The organism is Haloglomus litoreum (assembly GCF_029338515.1).
Classification (GTDB): domain Archaea; phylum Halobacteriota; class Halobacteria; order Halobacteriales; family Haloarculaceae; genus Haloglomus; species Haloglomus litoreum.
This window is the reverse complement of sequence record NZ_CP119988.1, coordinates 4,677,929-4,695,480: the sequence shown is the minus strand read 5'-3', so window position 1 is coordinate 4,695,480 and position 17,552 is coordinate 4,677,929. Positions and strand designations below refer to the sequence as shown.

16 protein-coding genes are annotated in these 17,552 nt (G+C 69.6%); 11 read left to right on the top strand and 5 right to left on the bottom strand.

Translation table 11 applies throughout. From position 1 onward, the window contains the following. Positions 1 to 218: 218 nt before the first annotated feature. Positions 219 to 2,024, bottom strand: a complete 1,806-nt coding sequence (locus tag P2T62_RS23360) for a DNA-directed DNA polymerase II small subunit (RefSeq protein WP_276259432.1) — start codon at positions 2,022 to 2,024, stop codon at positions 219 to 221. 120 nt (positions 2,025 to 2,144) lie between these two features. On the opposite strand from P2T62_RS23360, the gene P2T62_RS23355 reads away from it, so the two are divergent. Continuing rightward, entirely contained in the window at positions 2,145 to 3,047 is a 903-nt protein-coding gene (locus tag P2T62_RS23355; RefSeq protein ID WP_276259431.1) for a S26 family signal peptidase, read from the top strand. Between the two features lie 142 nt (positions 3,048 to 3,189). Beyond that, entirely contained in the window at positions 3,190 to 3,996 is an 807-nt protein-coding gene (locus P2T62_RS23350; protein WP_276259430.1) for a S26 family signal peptidase, read from the top strand. Between the two features lie 87 nt (positions 3,997 to 4,083). Here P2T62_RS23350 and P2T62_RS23345 read toward each other — a convergent pair whose 3' ends face one another. Continuing rightward, positions 4,084 to 5,991 carry a Cdc6/Cdc18 family protein gene (locus P2T62_RS23345; RefSeq protein ID WP_276259429.1) on the bottom strand — a complete coding sequence of 636 codons (1,908 nt, stop codon included), beginning with the start codon at positions 5,989 to 5,991 and terminating at the stop codon, positions 4,084 to 4,086. Positions 5,992 to 7,291: 1,300 nt separating this feature from the next. Here P2T62_RS23345 and P2T62_RS23340 point away from each other — a divergent pair. From P2T62_RS23340 to P2T62_RS23315, 7 genes are all read left to right on the top strand, one after another. Continuing rightward, complete coding sequence (locus tag P2T62_RS23340; protein WP_276259428.1) at positions 7,292 to 7,921, top strand: Era-like GTP-binding protein; 630 nt, start codon at positions 7,292 to 7,294, stop codon at positions 7,919 to 7,921. Positions 7,922 to 7,925: 4 nt separating this feature from the next. After that, positions 7,926 to 8,339 carry a DUF2073 domain-containing protein gene (locus tag P2T62_RS23335; protein ID WP_276259427.1) on the top strand — a complete coding sequence of 138 codons (414 nt, stop codon included), beginning with the start codon at positions 7,926 to 7,928 and terminating at the stop codon, positions 8,337 to 8,339. Between the two features lie 64 nt (positions 8,340 to 8,403). Next, positions 8,404 to 9,288, top strand: coding sequence for a Zn-ribbon domain-containing protein (locus P2T62_RS23330; protein WP_276259426.1), 885 nt, complete (start codon positions 8,404 to 8,406; stop codon positions 9,286 to 9,288). A gap of 412 nt (positions 9,289 to 9,700) precedes the next feature. Next, positions 9,701 to 11,131 carry an MATE family efflux transporter gene (locus tag P2T62_RS23325; RefSeq protein ID WP_276261658.1) on the top strand — a complete coding sequence of 477 codons (1,431 nt, stop codon included), beginning with the start codon at positions 9,701 to 9,703 and terminating at the stop codon, positions 11,129 to 11,131. 326 nt (positions 11,132 to 11,457) lie between these two features. After that, positions 11,458 to 12,033, top strand: coding sequence for an SRPBCC domain-containing protein (locus P2T62_RS23320; RefSeq protein WP_276259425.1), 576 nt, complete (start codon positions 11,458 to 11,460; stop codon positions 12,031 to 12,033). Positions 12,034 to 12,164: 131 nt separating this feature from the next. Beyond that, a complete protein-coding gene (locus P2T62_RS23515; RefSeq protein WP_420028402.1) occupies positions 12,165 to 12,260 on the top strand; it encodes a hypothetical protein in 96 nt (31 codons plus the stop codon). Position 12,261: 1 nt separating this feature from the next. Beyond that, positions 12,262 to 13,065 (top strand): DUF7089 family protein, encoded by an 804-nt coding sequence (locus P2T62_RS23315; RefSeq protein ID WP_276259424.1) that lies wholly within the window; start codon positions 12,262 to 12,264, stop codon positions 13,063 to 13,065. 166 nt (positions 13,066 to 13,231) lie between these two features. Here P2T62_RS23315 and P2T62_RS23310 read toward each other — a convergent pair whose 3' ends face one another. The 3 genes from P2T62_RS23310 to P2T62_RS23300 form a co-directional block, all read right to left on the bottom strand. Next, the gene (locus P2T62_RS23310; protein WP_276259423.1) at positions 13,232 to 13,519 is read right to left on the bottom strand and encodes a DUF7967 family protein; all 288 of its coding nucleotides are present in this window, start codon (positions 13,517 to 13,519) and stop codon (positions 13,232 to 13,234) included. A gap of 135 nt (positions 13,520 to 13,654) precedes the next feature. Beyond that, entirely contained in the window at positions 13,655 to 14,374 is a 720-nt protein-coding gene (locus P2T62_RS23305; RefSeq protein ID WP_276259422.1) for an RAD55 family ATPase, read from the bottom strand. Next, positions 14,371 to 15,342, bottom strand: coding sequence for a GAF domain-containing protein (locus tag P2T62_RS23300; RefSeq protein ID WP_276259421.1), 972 nt, complete (start codon positions 15,340 to 15,342; stop codon positions 14,371 to 14,373). The genes P2T62_RS23305 and P2T62_RS23300 overlap by 4 nt, the downstream gene beginning before the upstream one ends. 236 nt (positions 15,343 to 15,578) lie before the next feature. Here P2T62_RS23300 and P2T62_RS23295 point away from each other — a divergent pair, with 236 nt between their 5' ends. Continuing rightward, positions 15,579 to 16,610: an AAA family ATPase gene (locus P2T62_RS23295; protein WP_276259420.1), complete on the top strand. Its 1,032-nt coding sequence runs from the start codon at positions 15,579 to 15,581 to the stop codon at positions 16,608 to 16,610. 152 nt (positions 16,611 to 16,762) lie between these two features. Continuing rightward, entirely contained in the window at positions 16,763 to 17,539 is a 777-nt protein-coding gene (locus P2T62_RS23290; protein ID WP_276259419.1) for a coenzyme F420-0:L-glutamate ligase, read from the top strand. Positions 17,540 to 17,552 lie beyond the last annotated feature (13 nt).

Genomic DNA, 17,552 nt, shown 5'->3' with positions numbered 1-17,552 from the left:
TTCGGCAGATACTCGGTGCAGCTAGCAGCAGGTGCCTTGCATCCGCGCGAGCGAAGCGAGCGCGGTTCACTCGCCCGAGACGAGTGTCCTGCTGGCCGTCAGGCCAGCAGGTCCGAGGCGAGGGCGAGCATTTTTTCTGAACGTTTTTTGCGGCGAGTGGTACCCGCAGACCGGCGGCTCCGCCGCCGGTCAAGCGGTACCCGAGTCGTCAAAAAAGCTCAATTGAAGTCGTAGATCGTCATCGGGTCCGGCTTGTCAAGCCGGTGGAGGTCGACGATGGGGGCGTACGCGGTATCGGGGTCGATGTTGACCGATTTCTGGAACTCCGTCTGGGCCTGCCAGCAGCCCGTGTTCACCGCGAGGACGTTGCGGTACTTCCCGTAGCCGAACTTGTGGACGTGGCCGGTGTGGAAGATGTCGGGGACCTCGTCCATCACGAGGTAGTCCTGCTCCTCGGGGGCCAGACGGGTGTGACCGCCGAACTGCGGGGCGACGTGGCGCTTCTTCAGGAGCTGGTACATCGGCTTGTGGGGTTCGTCGTAGGAGGCCTTCTCCTCGGGAAGTTCCGCGATGACCTCGTCCAGCGAGACGCCGTGGTACATCAGGATATTGACGCCCTCGATGGTGACCGTGGAGGGGTTGCCGACGATGCGAGGGTCGTGGACATCCATGATGTCGCGGAGTTCGTCGTCGAAGCCCGGCTGGGGTTCGGCGAGGCGGACGGCGTCGTGGTTGCCCGGGATCATGATGATCTCCATGTCGCCGGGCACCTCCTTGAGATACTCCGCGAACGCCTCGTACTGCTCGTAGATGTCCACGATGTCGAGTTCCTCGTCCTGGTCCGGGTAGACGCCGACGCCCTCGACCATGTCGCCCGCGATGCAGAGGTACTCGACGCGTTCTGCCTCCTCGGTGTGGAGCCAGTCGGCGAACCGGGACCACGCATCGGCGAGGAACTCCTGGCTGCCGACGTGGACGTCGGAGATGAGCGCCGCCCGGACGGGGCGGTCGGCCGTGTTCGGCCGGTACGTGCGCGGGATGTCGGGGAAGTGGAGGTCGTCGACGAAGAGGATGGACCCGTCGCTGCTCACGGAGCCCTCGACGGCGATGACCTCGTCGAGCAGGAGCTCGTCGACGTGCTCGGCGATGTCCTTGTCCTTCATGACGAGGCACGGGAACGTCCCGCGGGTGTCCTCCAGGTCGATCATCCAGTGCCCGCTCTTGGTGGAGTTGATCTCCGCGACCATCCCCACGAGGCCGGCCTCCCCGCCACCGCCGCCGGCACTCCCGAGCGTGTCGGTCGAGCGGTGGTTGACCCGGCCCTTCAGGTGGCGCGACAGCCGCTCGTAGCGGTCGCGGAAGACCGCGACGAAGTCCTCGTACCGGCCGGTGCCGGTCGAGCGTCCCGTGATATCGCCACTGATCTCGATGGAGCGGAGCGACGGGTCGCGTCCGCCGACGGCAGACCCCTCCGTTTCAACTGGAGTCGAGTATCCATCACCGGTCCCGGAGTCGGGTTCGGCGGGAGTGCTCCGACTATCTCCACTCGAAACAGAGGGGTCGGCATCCGGTTCGGACGGCGGCTTCGACGCGGCCTCCGTACCGTTCTCCGAAAGCGTCTCCGAGTCGGCCCCCGTACCGTTCGACGAAGTATCGGAGTGGGCTGCCGGCCGGTCGCCCGCGGGTTCCGACGCAGTGACCGTGGCGGCTCCCCCGTCGCTGGCAGCCGCCGAGCGGTCGCCAGCGGCGGGTTCCCCGGTCGTGTCCGGCCGGTCCGCGGTCCCGGTCCCGGTTTCGGCGCCGGTTCCAGCGCCGGTCCTGCCGCCCCCGGCGGTCGCCTCGATGGACGGGCGGACGTCGGCGGCGGTGAGCCTGGCCGTCCCGGGCGGCGCCTGTTCGACGGCGTGCGCGAGGGCTGCCTCGGGATCCGGCGCATTGGCCAGCAGGGTGACGGCCTCGCGGTCGGCGTTGAACCCGTGGCTGGCGAGTTCGCGTGCGACCGCGACCGGCTCCTCGAGTGGCACAGGAGACCCTCGCCGGGAGCCGGCAAAAGCGCTACGGGCCGTCACGGCGTCGGGCTGTCCGTGAACCGGACCCGAGCACTACCGATTAGTTGAAACACCGTCGGGCGGAATTCTGGAGCGATGAGTGACCCCGGCGCGGGCGACGGTGATGCCGCCGACAGCGGCGATCCCGACGGTGCGGGGGCGTCCGACGACGCGCGGACGCCCCGACGGTCGGACGCCGGGAAGTCGGAAGCCCGGGAGACGGCGGGTCCGAACGACCCGTCGAGGGCTGGCGTCTCCGCCGCCGGCGGTTCGGACCCGGACCCCGAGACGCCCGGCGAGTGGGTGAAGTGGTTCTTCCGGACGGACCACGGCGCGGTCGTCTACATCCGCGAGGTCGTCTCCAGCGTCGCGCTCGTGCTGCTGGTCGGCCTGTTGCTGTTCGCGATCAGCGGCCTGTGGCCCCCGATGGTCGCCGTCGAATCCGGGTCGATGAACCCGCACATGCAGCGCGGCGACCTCGTGTTCGTCATGGAGGAGCACCGCCTCGCAGCCGGGGCGGCCTACGAGGACACCGGCGTCGTCCCCTACCGAACCGGCGAACGAACCGGCTACCGGAAGTTCCAGCTCCCCGGTGACGTCATCGTCTACAACCCCGACGGCCGGACGACGGTGACGCCGATCATCCACCGGGCCCGCTTCTGGGTCAACGAGAGCGAGAACTGGGTCGCCAACGGCAAGGCCCAGCCCGAGCATCTCGGGACCGCCGAGAGCTGCGGCCAGCTCTCGCAGTGCCCCGCCCCCCACGCCGGTTTCATCACCAAGGGTGACGCGAACGGCCGCTACGACCAGGTGTCGGGCCTGTCGGAACCCGTGAAGCCAGCGTGGGTGGTCGGGACCGCCGAGTTCCGCATCCCCTGGCTCGGCAACATCCGCCTCTGGGCCGGGCAGAGCACACTCGGACCGGAGCTGACCGGCGCGGCAGCCGCCGGAACCGGTGCGGGGTCGAGCGGCACCCCTGGGCAGTGCACCTGGGCCTGAGCGGGCGACCCGGGGACAGAGGGAGGCGAGCGGGAGGTGACAGGGCCGTACCGAGAGCGAGCGGCTGTGTGGACAGCACCGAGCGTCGGGGAGATGGGACCGAGGGGGAAGATATTCAGCCGGTGGCCCGGAGTGCGTGGGCGTGGTCAACGACGACCCCGAGACCCTCCGGGAGCGGGTCCAGTGGTTCCTCGCGACCGACAGCGGTGCCGTGGTCTACGTCCGCGAGGTCCTCTCGACCGTCGGCGTCGTCTGCCTCGTCGGCCTGTTGCTGTTCGCGGTCAGCGGGCTGTGGCCCCCGATGGTCGCCGTCACCTCCGGGTCGATGGAACCCAACCTCCACCGCGGTGACCTCGTGTTCGTGGTCGAGGAACACCGGTTCGCGCCGGACCGGGCCCACGCCGAGACCGGAGTGGTTCCGGCTCGTACGGGTGCTGAGACCGGCTACCGGACGTTCGGCGCACCCGGAGACGTCATCGTCTACCAGCCCCGAGGCGACGCAACCGGGACCCCCATCATCCACCGGGCCCGCTTCTGGGTCAACGAGAGCGAGAACTGGGTCGCCAACGGCAAGGCCGACCCGGCGTACCTCGGGGGCGCCCGGAGCTGCGGCGAACTCTCCCAGTGTCCCGCACCCCACGCCGGCTTCATCACCAAAGGCGACAACCCCACGACCAACGACCGCTACGACCAGGTGATGGGACTCTCACCGGTCGTCAGACCCGCCTGGGTCGTGGGGACCGCCGAGTTCCGCATCCCCTGGCTCGGCAACATCCGCCTCTGGGCGGACGACCAGATACTGACGGCTGCGACCGACCCCACCCGGGGCGGGACGGCCGCGGCACGGGACGCGACACCGGACACACCCCGACGATGCGGCTGGAGCCATGAACAATGTCGTTCTACGCTCTTAAATGATAGAATTTCGATTTTTAATATCTACACTTGATTTTATGGATATATACAAAATATTTCTAGGATGTATCGTGTAGAAGGTCGGAAGTTGGCGAACCGGGGTGGGACGCGGCCGTCGGTGTCAGTTGTCGAACCGGGTCTGGACGAGGGGCTGTGCGTCCTCGACCTCGCCGATGCGCGAGTCCGAGAGGAGGACGGCCTCGGTCTCCTCGATGGGGACCGAGAGGGAGATCTCCTTGGTCCGGCCGTACCGTCCCTTCGAGACGACGACGGCGTTCACGATGCCCAGCATGTCGAGTTCGGAGATGAGGTCCGTGACACGGCGCTGGGTCAGCACGTCGGCGTCGATCTCCTGGCAGAGGCGCTTGTAGATGTTGAACACCTCGCCGGTGTTGATGTTGTGGACGCCGTTCTTCTCGAGCAGCGTGGTGGCGTAGAGGACCAGTTTCGACTGCGTGGGCAGGGTGCGGACCACCTCGACCACGCGGTCGAGTTCGATCTTCTCCTGGGCCTGCCGGACGTGCTCCTCGTTGACCATCTCGGTGCGGTCGCGCTCGGCGAGTTCACCCGCCGTCCGCAGGAGGTCGAGGGCACGTCGCGCGTCCCCGTGCTCCTGGGCGGCGAAGGCGGCACAGAGGGGGATGACGTCCTCGGTGAGGGATTCCGGTTTGAACGCGACGTCCGCGCGCTGCTGGAGGATATCGCGGAGCTGGGTGGCGTCGTACGGCGGGAAGACGATCTCCTCCTCCCCGAGGCTCGACTTGACCCGCGGGTCGAGGAAGTCGGTGAACTTCAGGTCGTTCGAGATGCCCATGATGGAGATGCGGGAGTTCTCGAGTTCGGAGTTCATCCGCGAGAGGTTGTAGAGCGTGTCGTCGCCGGACTTCTCGACGAGCTTGTCGATCTCGTCTAGCATGATGACGACCACGCGCTCGTGGTAGTCGACGGCGTCGAAGAAGGCCGAGTAGACGCGGTCGGTCGGCCACCCCGTCATGGGGACCGGTTCGAACTCCTCGAGGTCGGCCTCGAGTTCCTCGATGCGGGCCTCGAGCGCCTCGCAGGTGGCGAACTCCGTCCCCGCGAGCGCGTCGGCCGCGGGTTCCTCCTCGAGGCGGTCGGCCACGTCGCGGAGGTCCGCCAGTTTCTCCTCGACGACCTGCTCGTTCTTCTCGATGAACTTGTTCGCGAGCTGGGCGAGGACCCGGTACTGCGTGTCGGTGACCTCGCAGTTGATGTACTCGACCTCGCAGGGGACCTCGTACTTCTGGCTGGTGGACTCCAGTTCCTCGCTGACGAACTTCGCGCTCGCGGTCTTTCCGGTCCCGGTCTTCCCGTAGATGAGGATGTTCGAGGGCGTGTCCCCCCGGAGCGCGGTGACGAGGATGGTCGCCATGTTGTTGATCTGTTCCTCGCGGTGCGGGAGCCGATGGGGCGTGTAGGAGGGCCGGAGGACCTCCTTGTTCTCGAAGATGGGCTCGCCCGAGAGGAGGTCGTCGAACAGGCCTCGCGAGGCCTCGTCCGGGTCCTCACCTTCGTCGTCGAGGACGATCTCGTCGAGGTCGAGGTCGACCTCTCCGAGCGTGTCGTCCGCACTCGCGCCGGCAGCCCCGTCGGAAACGGCGCCGTCCGTGTCCGAGGCCGTTCCCGAGCGCGTGCCGCCACGCACGGAGGCGCCGTCCGGTGCGGAGAGGTCGTCGGGTGCGCCGACGGACCCGTCGAGCGCCCCATCGACCGCGTCCGATGGCTCCTCGGTGACGGTCCCGGCGTCCGACAGCTCCGTGTCCGATACCGTCCCGTCGGATACTGGCCCCTCGGATTCCGTCCCATCGGGGGCTTCCGCCTCCGGATGGTCGGTCACCACGGGACTGCCCTCGTCACCCGTCCCGGCCTCCTCGACCCCACCGCTGTTGTCGGCCGCGTTGTTGTCGGCCGCGCCGTCGGCGACCGAGTCGGCCTCGATCACACTACCCGGTTGGTCCTCGGTCCGCTCCTCTGCCGTGTGTTCGTCGTGTCCATCTGTGTCGGTCATACTGGTGTCCTTTCGATCCGCGTCGGCAGTCCGCGTCGGCGTGGTGTAGTTCCCCCCAGTTTCAGGTGGAAGTCCGCCGCGCGAGCACACACTCGGGCCGTTAGACGCGGTGAGCGGCCCGAATCCCCCAAGATGAGACAAGTCGGGGTTCCAGTTGATGCAGAAGAACGGGTGGTTGTGAACATCTTAAGCGTTGTGGTGATGATGGGGGCAGAGCGATGGGAGACACGTCCGGTCCGTACCACGCTGGCAACAGGTGTCGAGCACGGAGGGGTGTCGCGGGGGGTTCGTGGTAGGGGGACTCTACCGGAGCTGGTAGTTTGCGTGTTGGTGGTTGTCGAGTTAGCATCTGGCGGGATGGCGGTTGGCGGGATGGTGGTTGGCGGAATGGCAGTTGGCGAGATGGCGGTTGGCGGAATGGCAGTTGGCGAGATGGCGGGTACTCGGTAGGGGGTCGCTGGTCCGACGGGTTGGGGGAGGGGGTGGCGGTCAGCTGTGGAGGTGTCGTGGGCTGGGGATGGCGGTGAGCGGGACGGGGCCTGAGAAGCTGGGTTGGAGGAGTCGGGGTGGTCGGGAGTGGGACCCCCCCACCCCTTCGTTTCGGGTGGAACAGCATCAGGCGGTGGGGTCCCCCGGCGGGGTTGTTAGAACTAGCAAGTTTTATATCAAAGATACCATAACGATACCCGTAGAACTAGCAGAAAGCGGTTTGGATGGACGGAGTCCAGACAGAACCGCTCTAGACTAGCGAGAAGACTTCTAGAGTTCTCTCAGAGTCCTATATGGTTGCCGTAGACCTCCGCTACGAGCCACCTCTCCCCACCCGATTTCGGTTCCACCCGAAACGAAGGGGTGGGGGGGTCCGGCTTCGTCAACTCCGACCCCACTTTCCGTCTCCCATCTCTCGTCTCCAAGGCTCGATGTCCCCCGACTCGATATCTTCGCTGGCATCCCGCCCGTATCGCTTCTCGCTGTCCACGTCTCGCTGTCCACGTCTCGCTGTCCACGTCTCGCTGCCCAGGGAACTCCAGCAGGTCGCATCCGATCGAGTCGCCCAGGACCCCGATGGGGGGCTGACTGCCGGGCGAGAACCCGCGCTACACTGACCGAGAAATTGTATTTTTGCTGAGGTATATTCCGGATGACGTGCGTCAGACGGCCGATTCGGGGCTCGAAACGGCCGTCTCCGTCTAGAATATATCTGATTGTATATGTATGTCTGACGCAGACTTAAGTGGTTCGGGTTCGGCAGTACCGCCAGAGCGCCCCGGTCCATCGGGCCTGGGTGCGGGAGGATAGGATGGGTCTGCTCACAAGCATCAGATCGAGTATTTCGGAGCTCTTCGCGGCCGACGAGCCGAAGCGGATCGGCATCTACGGTCCCCCCAACGCGGGGAAGACCACCCTGGCGAACCGCATCGCCCGTGATTGGACGGGCGATGCGGTGGGCCCGGAGAGCCACGTACCGCACGAGACGCGCCGGGCGCGTCGGAAAGAGAACGTCGAGATCAAACGGAACGGCAGCACGGTGAACATCGACATCGTGGACACGCCTGGCGTGACCACCAAGGTCGATTACACCGAGTTCCTGGAGCACGACATCGAGGAGGACGACGCCATCCGGCGGTCGCGCGAGGCGACCGAGGGCGTCGCCGAGGCGATGCACTGGCTCCGGGAGGACGTCGACGGCGTCATCTACGTGCTGGACGCCGCGACGGACCCGTTCACGCAGGTGAACACGATGCTGATCGGCATCATCGAGAGTCAGGACCTCCCGGTGCTGATTCTCGCGAACAAGATCGACCTGGAGGACGCCTCCGTCCAGCGCATCCGGAACGCGTTCCCCCAGCACGAGACCGTCCCGCTGTCGGCCCTCGAGGGCGACAACATGGACGAGGTCTACGACAAGATCGCGGAGTACTTCGGGTGATAGGATGGCAGAGCTAACCACCGGTGACGACGGGAACAGCCCCATGGACGGCGTCCAGATCGACCTGATCAGCGCCGAGCGGATGGAGGGGCTCCGGACGATGGAGAAGATCCGCCTCATCCTCGATGGCGTCCGCGATGGCAACATCGTCATCCTCGAGCGCGGGCTCGACCCCGACGAGGAGTCGAAGCTCATCGAGGTGACGATGGGCGAGATCCAGCCGGACGGCGACGGGAACGGGTTCACCGGTATCGAGATCGAGACCTACCCCGGCGGCACTCGTGACACCTCCGGGCTCCTGGGCCGCGTCCTCGGGAAGAACGAGGAGTCGAAGCTGACCGTCATCGGCCCGGCCAACCGCATCGAGACGCTGCACAAGGACGAGAACTTCATCCGGACGCTCATCCGGCGCCGCTGAGGCGCCCGGCGGCTCACCCGGACTCCACGCGAGACCACAACCACGGACCACCACGCCACGACCGATGCCACACCAGTGTACCACGTGCGGGCACGTCTTCGACGACGGCTCGAAGGAGATGCTGAGCGGCTGCCCGGACTGTGGCGGCAACACGTTCCAGTTCCACCCGAAGGGCACGGAGATCCCCGAGACGCCACCGGACGCCGACCCCCCGGAGCCGGAGGGGTCGACCGCCGCCAACACGGTCGGTCGGGCCGCCACGAAGGTCCGTGATTTCGTCTCGAACGACGACGGCTCGGAGCCTGATTCTGCGGCTGGGGCACCCGAACGACCACCCGCGGAGGCCAGCGCCGAGCGCTCCTCCGGGGACACGGCGCCGACCGGAAGCGCCTCCCCGGCGGCCTCGGGAACGGAGGCACGTGGCTCGAGCCCCGAGCCCAGCGGCGCCAGCCCGGACCCGAACGCCACCTGGCCGAGCGAACAGGGGGCGGAAGGCCAGGAGCCAGCACTCGAGCCCGACGACGACGGCATCATCGACGCCGACGCCCGCGAGGCTGCCCGGGCGGTGGGCGAGGCGGACGAGGGGGCGGACGACCCCGCCTCGGAGTCCGGGGCCCCGGAGGCCCGCACCGACACCGCTGCCGACGGCCCCGATACCGGCGCCGGCCCGGTGAGCGGCGCCCGGAGCGCGGGCGGCATCGCCGACGACGGCCCGAGCGACGGCCGCGTGGTCAGCGAGCCGGACGGGGACCAGCCGGACATCTCGGAGCTCCGTGAGCAGCTCAACGACCAGTTCGAGTCCATCAAGATCCTCGAACCCGGCCAGTACGAGCTCAACCTGATGGAGCTGTACGACCGCGAGGAGTACATCATCGCGCTCCAGGAGAACGGCCGCTACGTCATCCAGGTCCCCGAGCAGTGGCTGGGCGACCAGCCCGGCGACGCCTGACGGGACCGGCTTCCCGGCTCGTTCGGTCGAACGCTGAGCGGTCGCCGTCCTGATACCGGGATATCCCTCTCGGCATCGGCCCCTCGATTTCACTCTCTCCATCTCTCGACCTCGGCCCCTTCGATTTCCGGTGGAACCGCCCTCCGATTCCGTGACAGTCCTGGAGTCGGACCGTGAGGTCACGACAGTCCCGGGGCCGGACCGTGAGGCCACGACCTGTCCGGACAGTGACGGCCCGCGGCAGCCTCCGACGTGAACCCGAAGAACGAGGGGGGCGCCGCCCCTTCATCGAGTCGTGGCGTCCCGCGATCCGTCGTCCATCGTCCTCGTGGTCGTGCTCGCGCTCACGGGTCTCCTCTCTCGCGTCGCGTCGCTGCTGGAGGCCGTGGGCATCCGGCTGCGTCGAGGGGCGATGCGCTTTCCCGCGCTCCTCGCGCGGCTCGGAATCGTCGAGCGCGACCGGGCCGACCGGGCGTTCGACCTCGCCCTCCCGGTGATGGTGACGGGCGGCCTGCGTGTCGCGCTCCGGGTCTCGGACTTCATCTTCGTCGGGCTCGCGACCGGCGCGGTCGGCATCGCCGCGCTCGAACTCGGGTTCCAGTACTACTTCGTCGCCTTCGGCATCTCGCTGGCCCTCACGTCGGGCACCATCAGCGTCGTCTCCCGGCTCACGGGCGCCGACGAACCGGCTCGCGCGGACCTCGCGGTGAAGCAGTCGGTCTGGCTGGCGCTCGCGGTCGCCGTCCCCCTCACGGTCGTCTCGTGGGTCTACGCCCGACCACTCCTCGACCTCCTCGCGCCGGATGCCGAGACCGCCCGGCTTGGCGCGGCCTACCTCCGCATCGTGATGCTGTCGATGGCCCCCCGTTTCTGGTCGATGATCGCCGCCCGCGCGCTGGCCGGGGTCGGCGACACCCGGACGCCGATGTACGTCCGGCTCCTGACGCTCCCGACGAACATCGTCCTGAACGCGGTGCTCGTCTTCGGTCTCGGTCCGGCGCCGCCGCTCGGGGTCGCGGGCGCCGCCATCGCCACGGCCGTCGCCAACACGGCGGGCGCCGCGGTCTTCGCGGGGATCTTCCTCTCCGGCCGGTGGGCCATCCGGCTCCGGGTCGGGGGGCCACAGTTCGACCGCGGCCTCGTGGCCGAGATCGTCCGGGTCGCCACGCCGCTCACGGGCACCCGTCTGGCCCGCACGTTCGGCCGGTTCCCGTTCCTGTTCGTCCTCGGCGTCCTCGGGACGCCGTACGTCGCGGCCTACGCCGTCGGTCGCCGCGTGGTGCTGTTCGCGATGATGCCGGCGTGGGGGTACGCCACCGCCGCGAGCACGCTGGTCGGGCAGGCGGTCGGTGGCGGTGACGAGGAGGGCGCCACGCGCGACGGGTGGGCGACGGTCCGGGTCGCGCTCGCCACACAGCTCCTCGCGGCGGCGGCCCTCGCCGTTCTCGCTGCCCCCATCGCGATGCTGTTCGGGACGGAGGACGTCGCGCTTACGGCGGAGTTCGTCCGGGTGTTCGCGCTCGGGGTCGCGGGGTTCGCGCTCTCGCGCACCACGCGCGGCGCCCTGCGTGGCGCCGGGGACACGCGCTGGCCGTTCTACGGGACGCTCGTCGGGACCTACCTCCTCCGGCTCCCCGTCGCCTTCCTCGCGCTTCCGGTCGGCTACGCGGTCACGCTCGGTCCCCTGTCGCTCGCTCCCGGCCGGGGTCTCGGCGTCGTCGCCATCTACGCGGCCATCCTGCTGGACCTCTACGCGCGGGCGGGGGTCAACGCGGCCCGGTTCGCGACCGGACGCTGGAAGGCCATCGCACGGACTGCCCGGGTCGGCGCGGGTGGGGACTGAGAGTTCCCACTTGCCTTCCGCCCCGCTGCGCTCGCCTCCCGCTCTCCTCCCGGCCGCGCCCCGCTCGCCCCCACGACGAGACACGTCTCCCGGTCGTACACAGCCGTCAGGGTCGGCACCGCCGGTCTCCCACCCGCCGGCCGTATCGTGACGGTGTGTGACACTGATGGATACCCCTCCGTTTCCCGTGGAGAACGGGTGATTCATGAGTGCCGGCGGCCGGTTCGACGGCCGACATGGTCCCCGGCCCGTCACCGTGCCCCCGGGGAGACAGGTGTCACACCGGCTCACTCGCTCTTTATCTCCTGAGCGCGCGTCCGAGGGGTATGAACCACATCGACACGTCCATCGACATCGAGGCCCCGGCGGCGACCGTCTGGGCAGCGCTCACCGACTTCGGGGCGTACCCGGAGTGGAACCCCCGCTCGCGTATCACCGGCGTCGCCGCGCCCGGCGAGCGGCTCGTGGTCGCGCCCGGCCCCGAGGCGGAGGGGATGCCGACGTTCCGGCCGCGCGTGCTCGCCGCGGGCCCGGTCACTGACGACCCGGACTCTGAGGTCGCCGACTCGGACCTTGACGCCGCCGACCCGGACTCCGACGCCTACGAACTCCGATGGCTGGGCCACCTCTGGGTGCGCGGCCTCTTCGACGGCGAGCACTCGTTCCGCGTCGAGGCCATCGACGAACACCGCTCGCGGCTGACCCAGTCGGAGTCGTTCTCTGGTGTGCTGGCGGGACTCGTGCTCCGACGCTACGGCGCGGACACCGAGGCCGGCTTCCACGCCGTCAACGAGGCGCTGAAGGCCCGGGCGGAGGGGCTGGCGGCGGCCGGGAACGGCGCGGACGGGGCGTCGAGCGATGTCGATGCGGTGGCGGACGATGTCGACGCGCCGGCCGCGTGAGCCGGCCGGAGCGACGCGGACCGACGCGGGACGACTCGGACGGACTCCCGCCGACGCGGGACGACTCCGGGCCCCACCGCTCGCGGCCGCGAACTGAAGTTTTTAAATGGTGGCCGGCCGGAGCACCGACAATGAGCGACGCGACGAAGATCGTCATGGGCACCATCGGCGCCTCGGCGTTCCTCGCGGTGGTGGCGGTCGTCTACGTGAGCCTGTACATGGCCTGACGTGTTCGAGCCACGCACCCTCGGCGACGACCTGGACGCGGTCCGCAGAGCACACGCGCCCGAGGCCGTCGTGCTGGACTGCGCGCGGGACTTCGAGACCATCGAGCCGGCGGTAGCCGAGCAGCTGGGCCTCCTCGTCGACCGGCTCGACCCGTTCTCGGCCCCCGAGGCGTGGCTCCCGGCGGACGCGCCCGAGGTGCTCCACCGCTACGCGGGCGAGGAGTTCACCGTCGGCCTCCCCGGCGACGGGGGCGTGGCCTGGACCCGCCAGACCGAGCCGCCCGTGGTCCTCGTGAAGCCGCGGCTGGAGGGCTCGCCCGAGCCGTTCGTCGAGTTCCTGATCGCCGAGGCGCTCGTCGAGACCGACGTGGCGCCCGCCGAGTCGTTCCTCGCGTTCTTCGGGGAGCGCTATCCCGAACTGGCGGCTGCGACGCCGCTGTCGCCGGCGGATACCTACCAGCTCGGCGCCGCGCTGTTCGACGCCTATGTGGGCCGTCTCACACAACCTGTCTTCTCGGCCTGGGGCGACCCGGAGAACGACCCCCACCTCCCGGCGCTCCACGACGCCTGGACCGACGCGGGCGAGCGGCTCCAGCCGCGCCTCGACGGCCTGCCGGGGGAGGTCGCGCGCGGCACGACCGACTTCGCGGCCGCCGCGGAACTGGCCTGTGCCGCCGTCAAGCACGGGCTCGACCTGCCGGACCCCTTCGCCGCGCTCGACACCGGTGCGTACGAGCGCAACGGCCCCGCGTTCGCGGTGCGATGGGCCGAGAAGACGTTCGACGCACTCGCGGACGCGGACTGACCGCCGCGGCCCGCGCCCGTCGCCTCGGTCCGTGTCTGTCGCCTCGGTCCGTGTCTGTCGCCGCGGCCCGCGCCCGTCGTCCCGGTCCGTGTCTGTCGTCCCGGTCCGTGTTCGCCGTCCCGGTCCGTGTTCGCCGTCCCGGTCCGCGCCCGCTCTCGCGGCCCGTTCAGATCTCGTCGTCGGGGTCGTTGTTCTCCTGCACCCGCTCGGCCTCCGTCCGGTAGCGCTCGCGCCGGTCGTCGTCCTCGACGGGCGCGAGGTCGTCCGGGTCCACGTCGCGCGCGGCGGTGACGGGTGTCCGGTCCAGCATCGAGGCGGAGAGTTCACGGGTCAGCGCCCGCTCGCCGTCGGGCGTGGCGTAGACGAGCGTGATGAGGTTCCGGCTGTCGTACGACCGCTCGACCAGCCACGTCCGGACCTCGTCGGTCCCGGCGCCGGTGGTGTCGTCGCTCATGGGGCCTGCTGTGGCGGCCTCCGGCTTCAACCCCTCCGTTTCCGGTGGAACTCGACCGTCACCGAGGTGGCCCGGTGCTCCCTTCCAGCGTAGCCCGGTGTGCCTTCCCAGCGTGGACCGGGGTCCTCTCCCGGGTCAGGGCGCGTCCGGGTCGAACGGGGTCCACTCGCGGGGGCCGGCGATTCCCTGCACCCGGAGTTCGGCACCGGCATCACCGTCTTCGCCCCGGCGGACCTGGATCCGCCCGTCGCAGAAGTGCGCGATGGTCCGGACGGTCCGCTCGTCCTGGGTCTCGGGGTCGAGCAGGAACACCCCGAGTCCACCGATGGAGGCGTTCCGTCCGGCCAGCGTGTGGACGAAGCGGGAGGTACGCTGCACGTCGCCGAACGAGAGCAGCGTGGACACCGAGGCGACGCCCATGCGGATGCGGTCGACGCCGTCCGCATCGAAGTCGGCACACAGCTTCGAGTAGCGCATCCCGATGCCCGTCAGGTCGTCGGGCCCGGCCACCGTCTCCAGCCGTGTGGGCCGCGTCCCGCCGGTGTCGGTCCCGCCGCAGTCGACCACGCCGATGTCGTCGGTGGCCGGGTCGCTCCCACAGCGCCGGCAGTTCTCTATGAGCCCTCCGGCGTCGGTGTCCGTGGTGATGAGGACCGCGGCCTCGTCGTCGTCGAGGGAGCCGGCGACCATCCGGAGGACCAGGTCCCGGGCGCCGACGTGGGGGGGACCGGTGACGAGGACGTTCCGGCCGGCCGGAATCGGTGCCAGCGGGAGTCCGTCGAAGTCGTACGGGTCCATCTCGCCGTCGTCGGAACCGTCGCCGGTCGGGCGCTCCATGGATCGCTGGCTGCTCATCGACGGCCTCCCTCCCAGTCGTCGGGGGGCCGTTCGGACTGGTCGGATGGGGCGCCTGCGGGGACCGCGTTCCGCTGTCGTTCCGCGGCCTGTTGTCCCCCGTGTTCGTGGAGTCGGCGCCGGAGGTCCAGCGTCTCCATCGCCTCGGCCGCCAGCAGGCGGAGGTGCTCGCGCTCGTCGTCGGTCCAGTCGCGCGGGACGCTGTCGTAGGCGCAGAACGTCCCGACGACGCGACCTTCCGGTGTGATGAGGTTGGCGCTGGCGTACGCCCGGAGCCCGTAGGTGTCGAGTGCCTCGTTGTCGGCGAACCGGGGGTCCTCTGCGAGGTCGGGGATGGTCGTCACCCCCGGTTCCAGCAGCGCGTACGTGCAGACGGTCTGCTCGCGCGGGACGATGTCGAGGTCGACCCCGTAGCACGCGAGGAACTCCTGCTCACGGTCGTCGACGACGCCGATGGTGGCCATCGGCACGTCGAGGAGGTCGCTCGCGAGCGCGGTCAGGCGGTCGAAGGCGGGCTGTACCGCCTCCAGTACCGGTCGGTAGGCGTCGAGCGCGGCGACGCGCTCGGACTCGTCGTCCGGCAGGGGGTAGGCCGTCTGGCTCCGGAACGCGACGGTGTGCCGGAGGAGGTCGGCCAGCAGCTCGTGGGCGTTGGGTGAGCCCTTCGGGACGTACTCGGTGACGGCCCCCGCCAGCGCCGAGGTGCCGATGTCGTCGGGGTCCGCGTCGGTGAACAGGACGAACCCCGCGTCGGGCGTCCGTTCGCGGACCGCGGTCAGCAGGTCGAGCCCGGTGCCGTCGGGGAGTTCGAACTCGGTCACCACGCAGTCGGTGGCGTCATCGAGCGCGTCGACGGCGGTGTCGAGGTCGGCACAGGCGGTCACCGCCAGTCCGGCGTCCTCCAGCGCCGGTGTGGTGGCACCACGTGCCTCCTCGTCAGGGTCGACGTAGAGAACGGTCCCGGTCATCGGATAGCACGAGTTCGGCGTTGTCGGACATAAATCCCGGCCTCACCCGAGATTCCGTCCCGTCGCCGTCCGACGACGCTGACGGGATTCCGAACCGATGGGGATTCCGAACCGATGGGGATTCCGAACCGATGGGGATCCGAGACGACGCTGCCCATCGACATCGGGCAGGTCGTGGGGGGATGGCGTCCGCCGAACGGGTGGATTGATACGGCGGACTCGCCTACCCGCGGCCGATGGACGCGCCGCTGTGGACGGAGACGCACGCGCCCGACCTCGTGGACCTCCCGCAGCCGGACGTGCGCGACTACCTGACCGAGGCCGTGGCCGAGCCGATCAACCTGATCCTCCACGGGCCGGAGGGGGTCGGCAAGACGGCCGCCGCCCGCGCCCTCGCCCGCGAGGCCCACGAGGACCCGGACAACGACCTCGTGGAGATCAACGTCGCGGACTTCTTCGGCCGGACGAAGACCGAGATCAAGAACGACCCGCGCTTCGCGCACTTCCTCGACGGGAAGTCCCGGCTGAGCAAGCGCGACATGATCAACCACGTCCTCAAGGAGTCCGCCGCGCACCAGCCCGTCTCCGGCCAGTACAAGACGGTCCTGCTGGACAACGCCGAGGCCATCCGCGAGGACTTCCAGCAGGCGCTGCGCCGCGTGATGGAGCAGTACGCCCGGACCACCCAGTTCGTCATCGCCACCCGGCAACCCTCGAAGCTCATCCCGCCCATCGAGTCGCGCTGCTTCCCGGTCCCGATGCGCGCGCCGACCCACGAGGAGACGGCGACGGTCCTCCGGCGTATCCTCGACGCGGAAGGTGTGGGCTACGACGACCAGGGCATCGACTTCGTCGCCAGCTACGGGGACGGCGACCTCCGCCGGGCCATCCTGGGTGCGCAACTGGTCGCGACGAAGGCCGACGTCGGGGCCGACGAGGCGGCCGTCACGATGGACACCGCGTACGAGGCGCTCGGCGAGGTCGGCGTCGACGCCCGGGTCGAGGAGATGCTCGCGGCCGCCGCGTCCGGGGATTTCGAGGCCGCCCGCTCGACGCTGGACGACCTGCTGGAGGACGAGGGCCTCTCCGGGGACGAACTCCTCGCGGAGCTCCTGCGCGTCGCCCGCGAGAGCAACCGCAACTGGGACCTCGCCGAACTCCACCAGCTCGCCGGCGAGGTCGACATGGACCTGCAGGAGGGGACCTCCGACCGCGTCCACCTGTCGCACCTGCTCGCGGAGCTGGGGCGCTCCGGCCGGAGGGCGTAACGCCCCCGGCGTCCCCCGCCGTCGGGTCCTCACCCCTCGCTCCTGCTGCCCACCGCTGTCGGATTCTCACCCCTCGCTCCCCGCCCCACGTACCCCGGCCGGCTCGCCGCTATCGGGGCTCCTTATGTGCGCCCGTCACCGACCACGGGTACATGGAGGTGTTCGCGGTCGAGGGACTGCCGGAGATACGGGAGGGCGACGACCTCGCGGCGCTCGTCGCCGAACAGGTCGACCTGCGGCCGGACGACGTCGTCTGTGTCGCCAGCACGGTCGTCTCGAAGGCCGAGGGGCGGACGGCCGCGCTCGATGACTTCCCGCCGAGCGACCGCGCCCGGGCCATCGCCGACCGGCTCGGACGGATCCAGGGCGAGGAGAAGGACCCGCGCTTCGCGGAGGCCGTCCTCGCCGAGAGCGAGGAGCTGCTCCTCGAGGCGCCGTTCATCCTCGCGGTCACGCGGTTCGGCCACATCACCGTGAACGCCGGTATCGACCGTTCGAACGTCCCGGATGCCGAGTTGCTCCTGCTCCCCGAGGCGCCGAGCGCCAGCGCGGCGGCGCTCCGGGAGTCGCTCCCGGCCGACCGCGTCGTCGTCACGGACACGTCCGGGCGGCCGTTCCGCTACGGGCAACGCGGGGTCGCCGTCGGCTGGGCCGGGTTGCCCGCCTCGCGCGACTGGCGTGGCGAGCACGACCGCGACGGCCGCGAACTCGAGGCGACGGTCCAGTCCGTCGTCGACGAACTCGCCGCCGCCGCGAACCTCGTCACCGGGGAGGGCGACGGGGGCACGCCGGTCGCCGTGGTCCGGGACTTCGAGTTCGGCGACCACGCCGGCTCGGAGAACCTGTTCCGCTCCGAGGACGACGACGTCGTCCGGCAGGCGCTCCGTGCCTGGTCGTTCGGCGGCGACAGCCACGACACGGACGCCTGACGCGATTACGCCC

What these genes read in the sequence shown, in the direction of transcription:
- P2T62_RS23355 (WP_276259431.1), top strand. Translation starts at nt 2,145, where the DNA reads ATGAGTGACCCCGGCGCGGGCGACGGTGATGCCGCCGACAGCGGCGAT.
- P2T62_RS23345 (WP_276259429.1), bottom strand. Translation starts at nt 5,991, where the DNA reads ATGACCGACACAGATGGACACGACGAACACACGGCAGAGGAGCGGACC.
- P2T62_RS23340 (WP_276259428.1), top strand. Translation starts at nt 7,292, where the DNA reads ATGGGTCTGCTCACAAGCATCAGATCGAGTATTTCGGAGCTCTTCGCG.
- P2T62_RS23335 (WP_276259427.1), top strand. Translation starts at nt 7,926, where the DNA reads ATGGCAGAGCTAACCACCGGTGACGACGGGAACAGCCCCATGGACGGC.
- P2T62_RS23330 (WP_276259426.1), top strand. Translation starts at nt 8,404, where the DNA reads ATGCCACACCAGTGTACCACGTGCGGGCACGTCTTCGACGACGGCTCG.
- P2T62_RS23325 (WP_276261658.1), top strand. Translation starts at nt 9,701, where the DNA reads ATGCGCTTTCCCGCGCTCCTCGCGCGGCTCGGAATCGTCGAGCGCGAC.
- P2T62_RS23320 (WP_276259425.1), top strand. Translation starts at nt 11,458, where the DNA reads ATGAACCACATCGACACGTCCATCGACATCGAGGCCCCGGCGGCGACC.
- P2T62_RS23515 (WP_420028402.1), top strand. Translation starts at nt 12,165, where the DNA reads ATGAGCGACGCGACGAAGATCGTCATGGGCACCATCGGCGCCTCGGCG.
- P2T62_RS23310 (WP_276259423.1), bottom strand. Translation starts at nt 13,519, where the DNA reads ATGAGCGACGACACCACCGGCGCCGGGACCGACGAGGTCCGGACGTGG.
- P2T62_RS23305 (WP_276259422.1), bottom strand. Translation starts at nt 14,374, where the DNA reads ATGAGCAGCCAGCGATCCATGGAGCGCCCGACCGGCGACGGTTCCGAC.
- P2T62_RS23300 (WP_276259421.1), bottom strand. Translation starts at nt 15,342, where the DNA reads ATGACCGGGACCGTTCTCTACGTCGACCCTGACGAGGAGGCACGTGGT.
- P2T62_RS23295 (WP_276259420.1), top strand. Translation starts at nt 15,579, where the DNA reads ATGGACGCGCCGCTGTGGACGGAGACGCACGCGCCCGACCTCGTGGAC.
- P2T62_RS23290 (WP_276259419.1), top strand. Translation starts at nt 16,763, where the DNA reads ATGGAGGTGTTCGCGGTCGAGGGACTGCCGGAGATACGGGAGGGCGAC.